Origin of the sequence: Thioclava indica (genome assembly GCF_000714545.1) — a bacterium.
GTDB lineage: Bacteria > Pseudomonadota > Alphaproteobacteria > Rhodobacterales > Rhodobacteraceae > Thioclava > Thioclava indica.
Map to the genome: position 1 here is coordinate 281,050 of NZ_AUNB01000001.1, position 12,357 is coordinate 293,406.

At 60.9% G+C, this 12,357-nt stretch carries 14 protein-coding genes and 1 tRNA gene; 8 read left to right on the forward strand and 7 right to left on the reverse strand.

Annotated elements, in window-relative coordinates; genetic code table 11:
- The first annotated feature begins 6 nt into the window (after positions 1-6).
- From DT23_RS19270 to DT23_RS01390, 3 genes are read left to right on the forward strand one after another with little or no spacing between them, the layout of a single operon-like run.
- Positions 7-267, forward strand: coding sequence for a hypothetical protein (locus DT23_RS19270; protein WP_038127387.1), 261 nt, complete (start codon positions 7-9; stop codon positions 265-267).
- Positions 222-683 (forward strand): ferric reductase-like transmembrane domain-containing protein, encoded by a 462-nt coding sequence (locus DT23_RS01385; RefSeq protein WP_162177162.1) that lies wholly within the window; start codon positions 222-224, stop codon positions 681-683. The genes DT23_RS19270 and DT23_RS01385 overlap by 46 nt, the downstream gene beginning before the upstream one ends.
- Positions 680-1,282 carry an FAD-binding protein gene (locus DT23_RS01390; RefSeq protein WP_038127390.1) on the forward strand — a complete coding sequence of 201 codons (603 nt, stop codon included), beginning with the start codon at positions 680-682 and terminating at the stop codon, positions 1,280-1,282. Before DT23_RS01385 ends, DT23_RS01390 begins: the two co-directional genes overlap by 4 nt.
- Here DT23_RS01390 and DT23_RS01395 read toward each other — a convergent pair.
- From DT23_RS01395 to pdxH, 7 genes are all read right to left on the reverse strand, one after another.
- A complete protein-coding gene (locus tag DT23_RS01395) occupies positions 1,228-1,665 on the reverse strand; it encodes a PACE efflux transporter (protein ID WP_038127391.1) in 438 nt (145 codons plus the stop codon). The two genes, DT23_RS01390 and DT23_RS01395, sit on opposite strands and share 55 nt — an antisense overlap.
- Positions 1,666-1,977: 312 nt before the next feature.
- Entirely contained in the window at positions 1,978-2,226 is a 249-nt protein-coding gene (locus tag DT23_RS01400) for a hypothetical protein (protein WP_038127392.1), read from the reverse strand.
- A gap of 78 nt (positions 2,227-2,304) precedes the next feature.
- Entirely contained in the window at positions 2,305-5,976 is a 3,672-nt protein-coding gene (locus tag DT23_RS01405) for a vitamin B12-dependent ribonucleotide reductase (protein ID WP_038127393.1), read from the reverse strand.
- Positions 5,977-6,489: 513 nt separating this feature from the next.
- A tRNA-Pro gene (locus DT23_RS01410) sits at positions 6,490-6,566 on the reverse strand.
- Between the two features lie 42 nt (positions 6,567-6,608).
- Entirely contained in the window at positions 6,609-7,145 is a 537-nt protein-coding gene (locus DT23_RS01415) for a DUF192 domain-containing protein (RefSeq protein WP_081846874.1), read from the reverse strand.
- Positions 7,115-7,651, reverse strand: coding sequence for a cold-shock protein (locus DT23_RS01420; protein ID WP_038127730.1), 537 nt, complete (start codon positions 7,649-7,651; stop codon positions 7,115-7,117). Before DT23_RS01420 ends, DT23_RS01415 begins: the two co-directional genes overlap by 31 nt.
- A gap of 134 nt (positions 7,652-7,785) precedes the next feature.
- Positions 7,786-8,409, reverse strand: a complete 624-nt coding sequence (gene pdxH, locus DT23_RS01425) for a pyridoxamine 5'-phosphate oxidase (RefSeq protein ID WP_038127733.1) — start codon at positions 8,407-8,409, stop codon at positions 7,786-7,788.
- A gap of 138 nt (positions 8,410-8,547) precedes the next feature.
- On the opposite strand from pdxH, the gene fabI reads away from it, so the two are divergent.
- From fabI to DT23_RS01450, 5 genes are all read left to right on the forward strand, one after another.
- Positions 8,548-9,369, forward strand: coding sequence for an enoyl-ACP reductase FabI (gene fabI / locus DT23_RS01430; protein ID WP_038127395.1), 822 nt, complete (start codon positions 8,548-8,550; stop codon positions 9,367-9,369).
- 15 nt (positions 9,370-9,384) lie between these two features.
- Positions 9,385-10,002 carry a LysE family translocator gene (locus DT23_RS01435; RefSeq protein ID WP_038127396.1) on the forward strand — a complete coding sequence of 206 codons (618 nt, stop codon included), beginning with the start codon at positions 9,385-9,387 and terminating at the stop codon, positions 10,000-10,002.
- 19 nt (positions 10,003-10,021) lie between these two features.
- Entirely contained in the window at positions 10,022-10,528 is a 507-nt protein-coding gene (gene gpt, locus DT23_RS01440; RefSeq protein ID WP_038127398.1) for a xanthine phosphoribosyltransferase, read from the forward strand.
- Positions 10,500-11,045: a DUF2127 domain-containing protein gene (locus DT23_RS01445; protein WP_081846875.1), complete on the forward strand. Its 546-nt coding sequence runs from the start codon at positions 10,500-10,502 to the stop codon at positions 11,043-11,045. Before gpt ends, DT23_RS01445 begins: the two co-directional genes overlap by 29 nt.
- A gap of 99 nt (positions 11,046-11,144) precedes the next feature.
- Positions 11,145-12,329 (forward strand): aminotransferase, encoded by a 1,185-nt coding sequence (locus DT23_RS01450; RefSeq protein ID WP_038127400.1) that lies wholly within the window; start codon positions 11,145-11,147, stop codon positions 12,327-12,329.
- The last annotated feature ends 28 nt before the right edge of the window (positions 12,330-12,357 follow it).

The window sequence follows — 12,357 nt, forward strand, 5'->3', positions numbered from 1 at the left end:
AAGACCATGAGACTCGAGGCCCGTTTTTTCGCCATCTTCTCCGGTCTGGCCGTGTTTGTCGGCCTGCCGATACTGTTTTATGTAATGGGTGACGCGCCGCGCCGCTCGTTGCTGAAAGAGGTTATCTCGATCGCGACCTTCCTGTCTTTCGGCGTCATGATCGGGCAGTTCTTTCTTGCGCGCTCGAACACGGTCTTGCTGGGCTGTTCAAGCCGACATCGGTGCAGAAAGCGCACAAGTACATCGCCTATAGCGCCGTCGCGGTGATTGCGCTGCATCCCTTTCTGATCGTCTTCCCGCGCTATTTCGAGGGCGGGGTGAAGCCGATGGATGCGTTCTGGACGATGATCACGAGCTTTGACACGCTGGGTATTCTTCTGGGCCTGATCGCATGGGGGCTGATGCTGGTGCTGGGCGTGACCGCGTTCTTGCGCATGCGGTTGATCAAGCGATTTGCCAATCGCTACCGGGGCTGGCGCTATTTCCATGGCGGTCTGGCGGTGGCCTTTACGGTGTTCGCCGCTTGGCACGCGATTGATCTGGGCCGTCATATCCACACCGCGATGAGCGTCTATTTCATCGCCCTGACCTTCATCGGGGTTGGCCTGCTTGCCCGTCTTTACTGGTCAGCGGTTCCGACAAAGCCCGCAATGCACCCCCTCGCAGAAGGCGTGCACTCATGACCGGCTCGCCCACGCGTCGCCAGTTTCTGACCCTTGGCGGGGCCAGCATCGCAGCGCTTGGCACAGGCGTTGCTGGGCCGCAAAACAAGGTTAAATTCGATCCCGGCACGATCCCCAATACCGATTATGCCACCGGTGTTCTGGTGATCGGGGGCGGCATGGCGGGGCTGTTCGCTGCCGTCAAGGCGCATGACGCAGGCGCGCGCACGATGATCGTGTCCAAGGGGCGGCTTGGCTCATCAGGGCTGACGCCTTTTGCCAAAGGGTTCTTCACCTTCGATCCCACAGCCGAGACACTCTCGATTGACGAATTTGTCGCCAAGGTGCAGCGCTCGGCCCTTGGCACGGCGAACACGGTGGCGGGGATCAATGTCATGGCGCATCAACGCCTGACCCAGCCAGCTCCCCTCCGGCGGCAAACCGTTCTCGTCACTCACAAGACGCCGCGACTGGCGACGGTTCCACAAATGCTTGCCCGCGCTGGAGCGAAGGATCAAGGAGATCTGCGAGACGCGCGTGCGGTAGGGCTACGGGCGCGTCCACGTCATTGCGGCGGACCTGCATCCTGCCACTCCGGCAGCGGGAAAACCTTGTCATAGGCCCAGTTAAAGCCAAGCGCGTAGATCAGGTAGAACCCCGCGAAAGCCGCGTCCATGACCAAGGCCCGCCAAAGAGAGACCTCCAGATACCAGGCCATGAACGGCATCAGAACGAGCAGCAAGCCAAATTCGAACAGCAGCGCGTGGATCACCCGCATCCGCAGGGATTTCAACGTGCTGGCGGTTAGGCGCTTCAGCCCAAGGTCAAAGCCGTAATTATACAGGATATTCCAAAGCGTCGCGATAGAGGCGCTGACAATCGCGACGACCCCGATGTCATGGGCGGGAAAGCCGAAGACCAGCGCGCCAAGTGGAATGACAAGGAATAACGCGAGAATTTCAAAGCTGAGCGCGTGGCGCAGCCGATCAAGCGGGGAGCGCATAGCAACCTCGATACCTTTGCCGGGTCGTCCCGGAATGAATGCCCGAAGGGGGAGGTCGTCCTCACCGCGCAACCTAGCGAGATCGGCCCCTTGCTTCAAGCCGTGCCGATGCTGCGTGAGCGGAAACCGCCCGCTACCCCATCGCCGCTACCCATTCGCCCACGGCACATAAAAAGGCCCCTTCCGAAAGGGACGGAAGGGGTCAGTCTCGCTGATCAGGCTCGTTGATTCACCGCCCGAGGTGTTATTGGTTTCGCCTGGGCCTTCTCAGCGTCTAGGGCGAGCGCACCCGCCCCGGATGTCATTCTTCTTTCAGTGCAGCGCCATCGCGCCGTGGCAGCGCAGCGTGACCGTGGTCGCAGCCCCCGCCATGCGGATGTCGATGACATCCATACGCTGGCGGTCCAGATCACCGCCGAGCATTTCAATCGAGGCATAACCCCGAAACGTCGCGTCGATCAGCGAGGTCAGCGCCTCACCGGCCAGATCGGCCTCAATCCCGCCGGGGATCTCGCGCAGCGCCTCGGGCGTGACCCGCTTATTTCCAACGATCAGTTCCACTTGCGTCCCTTCCCGATCCCGCCTGAGCGGGCTTGTCAGTCAAGCCCCGGCGCCGTGGCACCGGGGCTGTTGTTTTGTTCAGCTACAGCCGCTGGTCGCGCCGCAGGTGTTGCACTTCATGCAGGTGCCGTTGCGCACGAGCGTGTAGTTGCCGCAATCGCCGCAGGCCTCGCCCTCGTAGCCCTGCATCTTGGCCTTGGCGCGCGCATCCATCTGAATTCCGCCCGAAGAGACGGCGGTGGTCGTGGTGACCTTGGCTTGCACGGTCTCGCTGGTCAGAACATCGCCAACCGCCCCGCCGGCCAGCCCCGTCATACCGCCCCCGCCTTGCAGCACCATCAGCTCTTGCGGCATCCGCTTGCGCAGGTAGCCGGTCGAGGAGATCTGGCGCAGCACTTCCAGCGATTTGCTGGCTTTGTCCGAGACCGGCTCGATATTGGGTTTGCCCTCGGACTCGCCGCCGCCCAGATCATCAAACGTCGCGCCTTGCGGTTTCACATGCGCCAGATCGGTGCGGTCGAGATAGCTTACGGCCAGTTCGCGGAACACATAATCGAGGATCGAAGTCGCGTTCTTGATGCTGTCATTGCCTTGCACCATGCCTGCGGGTTCGAACTTGGTGAAGGTGAAGGCATCGACGAATTCCTCCAGCGGTACGCCATATTGAAGGCCAACCGACACCGCGATGGCGAAGTTGTTCATCATCGCGCGGAAGCCAGCGCCTTCCTTGTGCATGTCGATGAAAATCTCGCCCAGATCACCGTCGTCATATTCGCCGGTGCGCAGGTAGACTTTATGGCCACCGACCACGGCCTTTTGCGTGTAACCCTTGCGGCGCGTGGGCAGTTTCTCGCGATGGCTGCGCACGGTTTCCTTGACGATCACCTTCTCGATGATCTTCTCGGCCAGCACGGCGGCCTTTTCCTGCGCCGAACCGCTGGCCAGGATTTCTTCGGCGTCCTCATCATCCTCGATCAGCGCCGAAGCCAGCGGCTGGCTAAGTTTCGAGCCGTCACGATAAAGCGCGTTCGCCTTGATGCCGAGCGACCAGCTCAGTTCATAAGCCGCCAGCGTTTCGTCGATCGAGGCAGAGTTGGGCATGTTGATCGTCTTGGAAATCGCGCCCGAGATGAACGACTGAGCCGCCGCCATCATCGTGATGTGGCTTTCCACCGACAGATAGCGCTTGCCGGTTTTGCCGCAGGCATTGGCGCAATCGAACACGCCCAGATGCTCATCTTTCAGATGCGGTGCGCCTTCCAGCGTCATGCTGCCGCAAACGTGGTTATTGGCGGCTTCGACCTGTGCCTTGGTGAAGCCAAGGTGACGCAGCATGTCAAAGGTCGGATCGTTCAGTTTTTCCGCCGGAATGCCCAGCGTTTTGGTGCAGAACTCTTCGCCCAGCGTCCACTGGTTGAACACGAAACGGATGTCAAAGGCGGTGGGCAGCGCGGCCTCTACCTTTTCAATCTCGCGCGGGCCAAAGCCATGCCCGATCAGTGCGGTGGTGTTGATGTCGGGGCAATTGCCAAGGCTGGCATGACCCACGGCATGGGCGATCATTTCCTCGATCTGCGCCGACCCGTAACCCAGCTTTTCCAGCGCTGCGGGCACCGAGCGGTTGATGATCTTGAAATAGCCACCGCCTGCGAGTTTCTTGAACTTCACCAGAGCGAAGTCAGGCTCGATACCCGTCGTGTCGCAATCCATCACCAGACCGATCGTGCCGGTGGGCGCGATGACCGAGACTTGGGCGTTGCGATAGCCGTGCTGCTCGCCAAGGCTCAGCGCCTCGTCCCAGGCCTTCTGCGCGAGTTCCACCAGACCCTGATCGGGGCAGCCCGCATGATCCAGCGCGACGGGTTTCACGGCGAGCTTCTCATAGCCCTCGGTCTTGCCCTGCGCGGCGGTGCGGTGGTTGCGGATCACGCGCAGCATGTGCTCGGCGTTTTTCTGATACCCCGGGAACGGCCCCAACTCGCCCGCCATCTCGGCCGAGGTGGCATAGGACACGCCCGTCATCACAGCGGTCAAAGCGCCACAGAGCGCGCGGCCCTCGGTGCTGTCATAGCCAAAGCCCATGTTCATCAGCAGGCCGCCGATATTGGCATAGCCCAGACCCAGCGTGCGGAAATCATACGACCGCTGCGCGATCTCTTTGGACGGGAATTGCGCCATCAACACTGAGATTTCCAGCGTCACCGTCCAAAGACGGGTCGCATGGACATAGGCTTGGGCGTCGAACTTGCCGTCCTTGTAAAAGGTCAGCAGGTTCATCGACGCAAGGTTACAGGCCGTGTCATCGAGGAACATATATTCCGAGCACGGGTTCGACCCACGGATCGCGCCATCTTCGGGGCAAGTGTGCCAATCGTTCACGGTGTCATGGAACTGGATGCCCGGATCGGCACAGGCCCAAGCGGCGTGACCGACCTGCTCCCACAATTCACGCGCGCGGATGGTTTTGGCAACCTTGCCATCGGTGCGCTGGAGCAGCTCCCACGGGGCGTCGTCCTTGACGGCTTGCAGGAACGCATTGGTCACGCGCACCGAGTTGTTCGAGTTCTGACCCGAGACCGAGACATAGGCCTCGCTATCCCAATCGGTGTCATAGGTCGGAAATTCGATGCTGCCATAGCCCTGACGCGCATACTGCAGCACGCGGTTGATATAGGTTTCGGGGATCATCACGCGCTTGGCGGATTTGATCGCCTCTTTCAGGGCCGGATTGCTGGCGGGATCGACCGAGGTTTCGTCCGAGCCGTCAAATTCGCGGATCGCGGTGAAGATCTTGTTCAGCTCACGCTCGTGCAGTTTCGAGCCGGCCACAAGGCTGGCGACTTTCTGCTCTTCGATCACCTTCCAGTTCACGAATTGCTCGATATCGGGGTGATCCATGTCGCAGATCACCATCTTTGCGGCGCGCCGCGTGGTGCCGCCCGACTTGATCGCGCCTGCTGCGCGGTCACCGATTTTCAGGAACCCCATCAAGCCGCTGGATTTACCACCACCCGAAAGCGACTCACCGGCCGCGCGCAGGCTGGAGAAGTTGGTGCCCGTGCCCGAGCCGTATTTGAACAGACGCGCCTCACGCACCCAAAGATCCATGATGCCGCCATCGCCCACCAGATCGTCTTTGACCGACTGGATGAAACAGGCATGGGGTTGGGGATGCTCATAGGCCGAGGCCGATTTCGTCAGCTTGCCCGATTGATGATCGACGTAATAGTGCCCTTGGCCGGGACCGTCGATGCCATAGGCCCAGTGCAGGCCGGTGTTGAACCATTGCGGCGAGTTCGGCGCGGCCATCTGTTCGGCCAGCATGAAGCGCATCTCGTCATAATAGGCCTGCGCATCGGCTTCGGAGGTGAAATAGCCCCCCTTCCAGCCCCAATAGCACCACGCGCCCGCCAGACGATCAAACACCTGCTTGGCCGAGGATTCGCCCGTAAAGCGCGCCTCTTCGGGCAGCCCCGCCAATGCGGCCTCATCAGGAACCGAGCGCCAGAGGAATTCGGGCACGCCCTTTTCCTTGACCTTTTTCAGAGCTGCCGGAACGCCAGCCTTGCGGAAATATTTCTGCGCCAGCACGTCCGAGGCGACCTGGCTCCAGCGTTTGGGAACTTCGACGCTATCGTTGGAAAAGACCACCGTGCCATCGGGATTGCGAATCTCCGAGGCCGTCGTCGTGAAGTCCAGTGCGCCATAAGCGCCGGTGTCTTCGGTGGTAAATTTCCGCTCGATCTTCATCTGCCCAATTCCTCATTTCAATGCGCGAGTGAAACTTAGCAGGCGGCAAAGGAAAATCGGTCTCGCCATTCTAAGAATGCGAGTCGCCACAACACTGCGGTGCTGCGTCCCAACTACTGTCCCTTGGCCCGCCCGCCCCACTACATCTGGTGTTCACGACGCTGACGAACCACAACCTGCCGTAGGGCGCATCATCCGTCAACGAATCTTTAAGGCTCACGGGGGCGATTTTTATATTGACCCGTGGGGATTCGTCGCCTGCCCCTGATTCACCCACACCGCCCTTGTGGATAACCTTGATCGGGACGCGGCGAAAAATGCCTGTGATCATTAGGGCTTGGCGGTAACGAAGCCGTGAATGTGGGCAATTCATCCACACACCACAATATCTTGTGGACAATATGACAGGGGGATGACGGTTTTTCTGTCGAAATCGCTGAACGTGCCTCTAGAGCCACAGCGATCAGCAACCACAAGATGTAGTGGCGCACGTAAACCTAACACAAGAGAGGATGGTCGGGGCGGCGAGATTCGAACTCACGACCTTCTGTACCCAAAACAGACGCGCTACCAGGCTGCGCTACGCCCCGACTGCGGGTTTCATAACCGCAGCGCGGCGCCAAGGAAAGGGGTCACGGACAGGGAAATGCCGCGTGCGTCTGATCAATCGCGGTATGGGCCAACTCAGCACCCTCACTGATGCCCAGACGCGCGGCCAATCCGCCGTTGATCTCAAGAACATATTGCACCGACGCACCCGAGGGAATCGGCGTGTCATCAAAGGGTGTGGCATTGCGCGCGATTTTGGCCACCCGCCCCGTCGCATCAATATAGAGGATGTCGAGCGGTAGCGGCGTTTCATGCATCCAGAACGAGACTTCGCGCGCATCGGGGTAAACAAATAGCATCCCCGCGCTTGTAGGCATCTGGCGCCGCCCCATCAGACCTTGCGCGCGCTCGGCGGGAGTTGCTGCGATCTCGACGGTGAATTGGCTCAGTTGCCCGTCATGGCGCAAGATCGCCAAGTCCTCGCGACATTGCGGCGCGCTTTGGGCTTGGGCGCTGACGGTCGAGACACCCAGAAACAGCGCCAACAGCAGCGCCGCTGCGAGTGTCGCAAAAAGCGCGCGTGCTGCGCCTAGCGCGACGGGCGCGAACTTGCGTCCCATGCCAGCACCTGCGCTGCCATGCGACCCCGTTTGCCCTCGATCACGCGAAGGCACACCGCCTCGCCCGGAGCCAGATCGGCAAAGCCCGAGCGGCGCAGCACTTCCATATGAATGAACACGTCCTCGTCGCGTTCGAACACATTGGCAAAACCGAATCCCTTGGCCTTCTCGAACCACTTCACCCGTGCAGGCTCCATCGGCAATGCGGTGATTTCCTCGGGGGTGTTGTCGCCCAAATCCTCGATCGGCGCGACGATTTCGCCCTCGGGCGGCTCGATCGTCAACACTTCGACGGCCTGCGATCCCCGCGGCGTGGACTGCACCTTGACCGAGATCTGCGCATGATCGGCCACCGAGCCCTGTCCGAAATTGCGCAACACATTCGCATGCAGCAAAATATCCGGCCCACCGCTTCGATCCAGAATGAATCCGAACCCTTTGACCGGGTCGAACCACTTCACCTCGCCGGTAATCTCGCTCAATAATTCTGGGCTTTCGCCTAGCATTTTCCATCCCGTCTGCATGTTCGGGCTTTCCTGTTCGCTGGTCTTTCCTGCTCACAGTCTGGCGCGCCAAGGGATAGATCATCAAGAGAATTCCTCGTGATTCAAGTGGGTTCGCATTTCACGAAGCGTGAAATTCAGGGATTTAGGCGGGAGATTTGCCACGCAGCATCGCCCGATTGGCGCGTCCAGCGGAACCGATCATGCAGACGAAACGCGCCATCCGCCCAGAATTCGATCTCCAAGGGCTTGATTCTGAACCCTCCCCAGAATTCGGGCCGTTTTGGGTTCGTGCCATGCGTCGCGGTGATCTTGGCGACATCGGCCATCAGGCTCGCGCGCGATGACAACGGCTCACTTTGTCGCGAGGCCCATGCCCCCAGCCGCGATTTGAGCGAACGCGACGCATAATAGGCATCCGCCTGCGCGCCATCTTCACGCGTCACCAGCCCGCGCACCCGAATCTGGCGACGCAAGGATTTCCAATGCATCACGAAGGCCGCCTTGCCCGCGCCCTCAACCTCACGCGCCTTGGCCGAGCCGTAATTGGTATAAAACACAAACGCCCCGCCCGAGGGCATCTCGACGCCCTCGATTTCCTTCAGCAGCACCATGCGCGCATTGGGCATCCCGTCTTCATCGACACTCGCCAGCGCAATCGCGTTGGGGTCGTTGATCTCGGTCTGCTGCGCCTCGTCCAGCCAGCGCTGCGCAATCGCAAACGGGTTTTCACCCGCGAAAATCCCACTCCGGTCACTCATATCACCCTCCATCAGCGTGCCAGCCACCCCTTGCCCCGGCGCACAATGCGCGCGCGCGCAAGTCAGCAGCCTTGATGCGTCTTCACCTTTCGCCTAAAGCAATCAGACTTACCAGAGCGCAGCGAGGGAAAACCTGACATGTCGAACAACCTGATGGTGGGCAAACGCGGCCTGATTATGGGCCTCGCGAATGATAAATCCATCGCCTGGGGCATTGCCAAGGCGCTGGGAGAGGCTGGCGCAGAGCTTGCATTTTCCTATCAGGGCGAGGCGCTGAAAAAACGCGTCGGGCCGCTGGCGGCAACATTGGGCGCCGATACGCTGATCGAATGTGATGTCGCCGACGAGACCTCGATCGACACGCTGTTTGACACGCTCAAGGAAAAATGGGGCAAGCTGGATTTCGTCGTCCACGCAATCGGCTTCTCGGATAAGAACGAGCTGCGTGGGCGTTACGTTGACACCTCGCGCGACAATTTCACGATGACGATGGATATCTCGGTCTATTCGTTTACCGCCGTGTGCGCGCGCGCCTCGGCACTGATGAGCGATGGCGGCTCGCTGCTCACGCTGACCTATTACGGCGCGGAACAGGTGATGCCGCATTATAATGTGATGGGCGTGGCCAAGGCGGCGCTTGAAGCATCGGTGAAATATATCGCCGAGGATCTGGGCAAGGACGGCATCCGCTGCAACGCGATTTCGGCCGGCCCGATCAAGACGCTGGCCGCCAGCGGCATTGGCGATTTCCGCTACATCATGAAGTGGAACGAGTTGAACTCGCCACTGCGCCGCAACGTGACGCAGGAAGAGGTCGGCAAGGCCGCGCTGTATCTGCTGTCTGATCTGGGTTCGGGCACCACGGGCGAAACGCTGCATGTCGATGCGGGCTATCATGTCGTGGGTATGAAAGCGGTGGACGCGCCCGATATTGACGTGGTCACCGGGCGCAAAGACTGATCTGAAAGAACGGATATGAGCCTCGCGGCCTTTACAGCGCTGTATTTCGTGCATCTAGCGGCGGCGATGTCGCCGGGGCCTGCGGTGCTGCTTGCGATGCGCACCAGCTTGCGCGAGGGGTTCGTGCGCGGCGTCTGGCTGGCGATCGGCATTGGCCTCGGGGCGTGCATCTGGGCAGCCGCCGCGCTGTTCGGGCTGGCGCTGGTGTTCAAAGTCGCCCCGGTTTTGCTGACGGGTCTGAAATTCGCAGGCGCCGCCTATCTGCTTTATATGGCCTATAAGATGTGGCGTCATTCGGGGGATCCGATGGACACAGATTTGCCCAGCCTGCCCAAAGACCGCTCGCCGCTGCGCCTGATCTGGCTGGGCATCTCGACGCAACTTGCCAACCCGAAAGCGGCCGTGTTCTTTGGCACGTTTTTCCTGACCTTCATCCCGCCCACGGCCCCGCTTTGGGCCTATGGCGCGATTCTCGGCATCGTGTTTTTCAACGATGCGGGCTGGAATATCATCGTCGCGCGGATCTTTTCGCTGGAAAAAACCCGCGCCACCTATCTAAACCTGAAATCCGTGATCGAGCGTGTCTTTGGCGGCTTGCTCGCCTTGCTCGGCCTGAAACTTGCCCTGACCTGACCGCCCTGAGGAGACCCCGATGCCCGACCTTTTGCCCCATGAAAAAGGCTTTCACGTCAGCTGGGACCAGCTGCATCGCGATGCCCGCGCGCTGGCGTGGCGGCTGGATGGCAAGGGGCCGGATAACGGCAGTTGGCGCGGCGTTTTGGGGATCACGCGCGGCGGTCTGGTGCCCGCAGCCGTGGTTGCGCGCGAACTCGATATCCGCATGGTCGATACGATCTCGGTAAAAAGCTACAACCATCAGGAACAGCGCGAGCCCGAGGTGATTAAACCGCCGCAAGCGTCGTTTATGGAAAATGGCGGCGAAGGCGTGCTGATCGTCGATGATCTCGTCGATACCGGCAAGACGCTGCAACTGGTGCGCGACCTGTTCCCCAAAGCGCATTTCGCCACCTGCTATGCCAAACCCCAAGGCGAGCCGCTGGTTGACACCTTCATCACCGAGGTCAGCCAGGACACCTGGATCTTCTTCCCCTGGGACATGGCGCTGCAATATGTGCAGCCCTATCGCGGCACCGACTGACACGATGCGCCTGCTTGCGCCCGATACGCGCCTCGGGCGGTTCCTGCATTGGGTGTTCGAGGCGAGCCTCATGCTTAAGGCGCTGTTCGCGGCTGCGGAAACCCTCTCGGGTCTGGCCCTTTTGGGCCTGCCGGGCAGCGCGGTTCTGCGCGTGGCGCAATGGCTGACCCAGCACGAGTTGGCCGAATACCCCAAGGATGCGATCGCCAATGCGCTGTTGCATGCCGCGCAGCATTTCTCGATCGAGACGCAAAGCTTTTATGGCTTTTACTTCACCAGCCACGGCGCGCTGAAATTGATTGTGGTGATCTTGCTGATGCGTGGCGTGCTTTGGGCCTATCCCGGTGCGATTGTGTTACTGACCGCCTTCGTGACCTACCAGCTCTATCTCTGGAGCCTGCACCACGCGGTCTCGATGCTGCTGCTCACGGTGCTCGATCTGGTCGTTATCGCGCTGACCTTGCGCGAATGGTATGTGCGCCATGGCTTCGTGATCCGCCCGCCGCGACAGGAATAATCCTTTCATCTAGCCAAAAATACTCCCGCCGGAGGCATCTGCGGCTTGCCAATCCCGTCGCCCTCTGCTGATCTCGCGCGACCAGCCAAAGGACACCCGATGCCACACCCGCTCAATCCCGCAATCGCCGCCACCTTCGCCCCGCCGGTGATGGAGGCGCGGCGCTGGCTGGATGGGGTGACTTTCTCCCCCGAGCGCCCCTTGATCAATGTCAGCCAGGCCGCACCGCTTGATCTGCCCCCCGAAGGCTTGCGTCAGGCGATTGCGCAGGCCGCGCTGCACGAGCCGCAAGCCCATCTATACGGCCCCGTTCTGGGCCTGCCCGAACTGCGCGCGCAGATCGCAACGCAATGGTCGCCCCAATATGGCGGCAGCGTGGCCCCCGAACAGGTCGCGATCACGCAGGGCTGCAATCAGGCGTTTTGCGCGGTGCTGGCCACGCTGGCGGGTCCGGGCGACGAGGTGATCCTGCCCACGCCTTGGTATTTCAATCACAAGATGTGGCTTGATATGTCGGGCGTGCGCACGGTGCCGCTCGCGCCCGGTGCGGGCCTGCTGCCTGACCCCGATGAGGCGCGCGCCAAGATCACGCCGCGCACCCGCGCCATCGTTCTGGTCAGCCCGAACAATCCCGGCGGCGTGGAATATCCCGCCGATCTGATCCGCGCCTTTGCAGACCTGGCGCGCGCGCATCGGATCGCGCTGATCGTGGATGAAACCTATCGCGATTTCGACAGCCGCGAAGGCGCGCCCCACGACCTGTTCACCGATCCCGACTGGCCCGATTATTTCATCCAGCTCTACTCTTTTTCCAAGGCCTACCGCCTGACCGGCCATCGCGTCGGCGCGATCGTGGCCAGCGAGACGCGTCTCGCCGAGGTTGAGAAATTCCTTGATACGGTCGCGATCTGCCCCAACCAGCTTGGCCAGATGGCCGCGCTTTGGGGGATGCGCAATCTCGGCGACTGGCTGGCAGGCGAGCGGCGCGAAATCCTCGCCCGCCGCGCCGCGATGGCGCAGGGGCTTGAGGCGCTTGAAGGCTGGGACCTGCTCGGCTGTGGTGCTTATTTCGCCTATGCCACCCATCCCGACCCGCGCCCCTCGCCAGACTTTGCCCGCGCGCTGGTGCGCGAAGCGGGCGTGCTGATGCTTCCGGGGACGATGTTCATGCCTGATGGCAGCGCGCAGGCGGCCCGCCAAATGCGCATCGCGTTCGCCAATATCGACACAACCATTATCGGTGAGGTGATGGCACGGCTTGCAGCCCTGCAGTCAAAGCCCTAAACACCGCCAAAAGATACGTCCGAGGAGG

Coding starts and splice junctions, on each gene's coding strand:
- DT23_RS01445 (WP_081846875.1), top strand. CDS start 10,500: ATGTGCAGCCCTATCGCGGCACCGACTGACACGATGCGCCTGCTTGCG.
- fabI (WP_038127395.1), top strand. CDS start 8,548: ATGTCGAACAACCTGATGGTGGGCAAACGCGGCCTGATTATGGGCCTC.
- DT23_RS01390 (WP_038127390.1), top strand. CDS start 680: ATGACCGGCTCGCCCACGCGTCGCCAGTTTCTGACCCTTGGCGGGGCC.
- DT23_RS01415 (WP_081846874.1), bottom strand. CDS start 7,145: ATGGGACGCAAGTTCGCGCCCGTCGCGCTAGGCGCAGCACGCGCGCTT.
- DT23_RS19270 (WP_038127387.1), top strand. CDS start 7: ATGAGACTCGAGGCCCGTTTTTTCGCCATCTTCTCCGGTCTGGCCGTG.
- DT23_RS01450 (WP_038127400.1), top strand. CDS start 11,145: ATGCCACACCCGCTCAATCCCGCAATCGCCGCCACCTTCGCCCCGCCG.
- DT23_RS01405 (WP_038127393.1), bottom strand. CDS start 5,976: ATGAAGATCGAGCGGAAATTTACCACCGAAGACACCGGCGCTTATGGC.
- DT23_RS01435 (WP_038127396.1), top strand. CDS start 9,385: ATGAGCCTCGCGGCCTTTACAGCGCTGTATTTCGTGCATCTAGCGGCG.
- DT23_RS01395 (WP_038127391.1), bottom strand. CDS start 1,665: ATGCGCTCCCCGCTTGATCGGCTGCGCCACGCGCTCAGCTTTGAAATT.
- pdxH (WP_038127733.1), bottom strand. CDS start 8,409: ATGAGTGACCGGAGTGGGATTTTCGCGGGTGAAAACCCGTTTGCGATT.
- gpt (WP_038127398.1), top strand. CDS start 10,022: ATGCCCGACCTTTTGCCCCATGAAAAAGGCTTTCACGTCAGCTGGGAC.
- DT23_RS01420 (WP_038127730.1), bottom strand. CDS start 7,651: ATGCTAGGCGAAAGCCCAGAATTATTGAGCGAGATTACCGGCGAGGTG.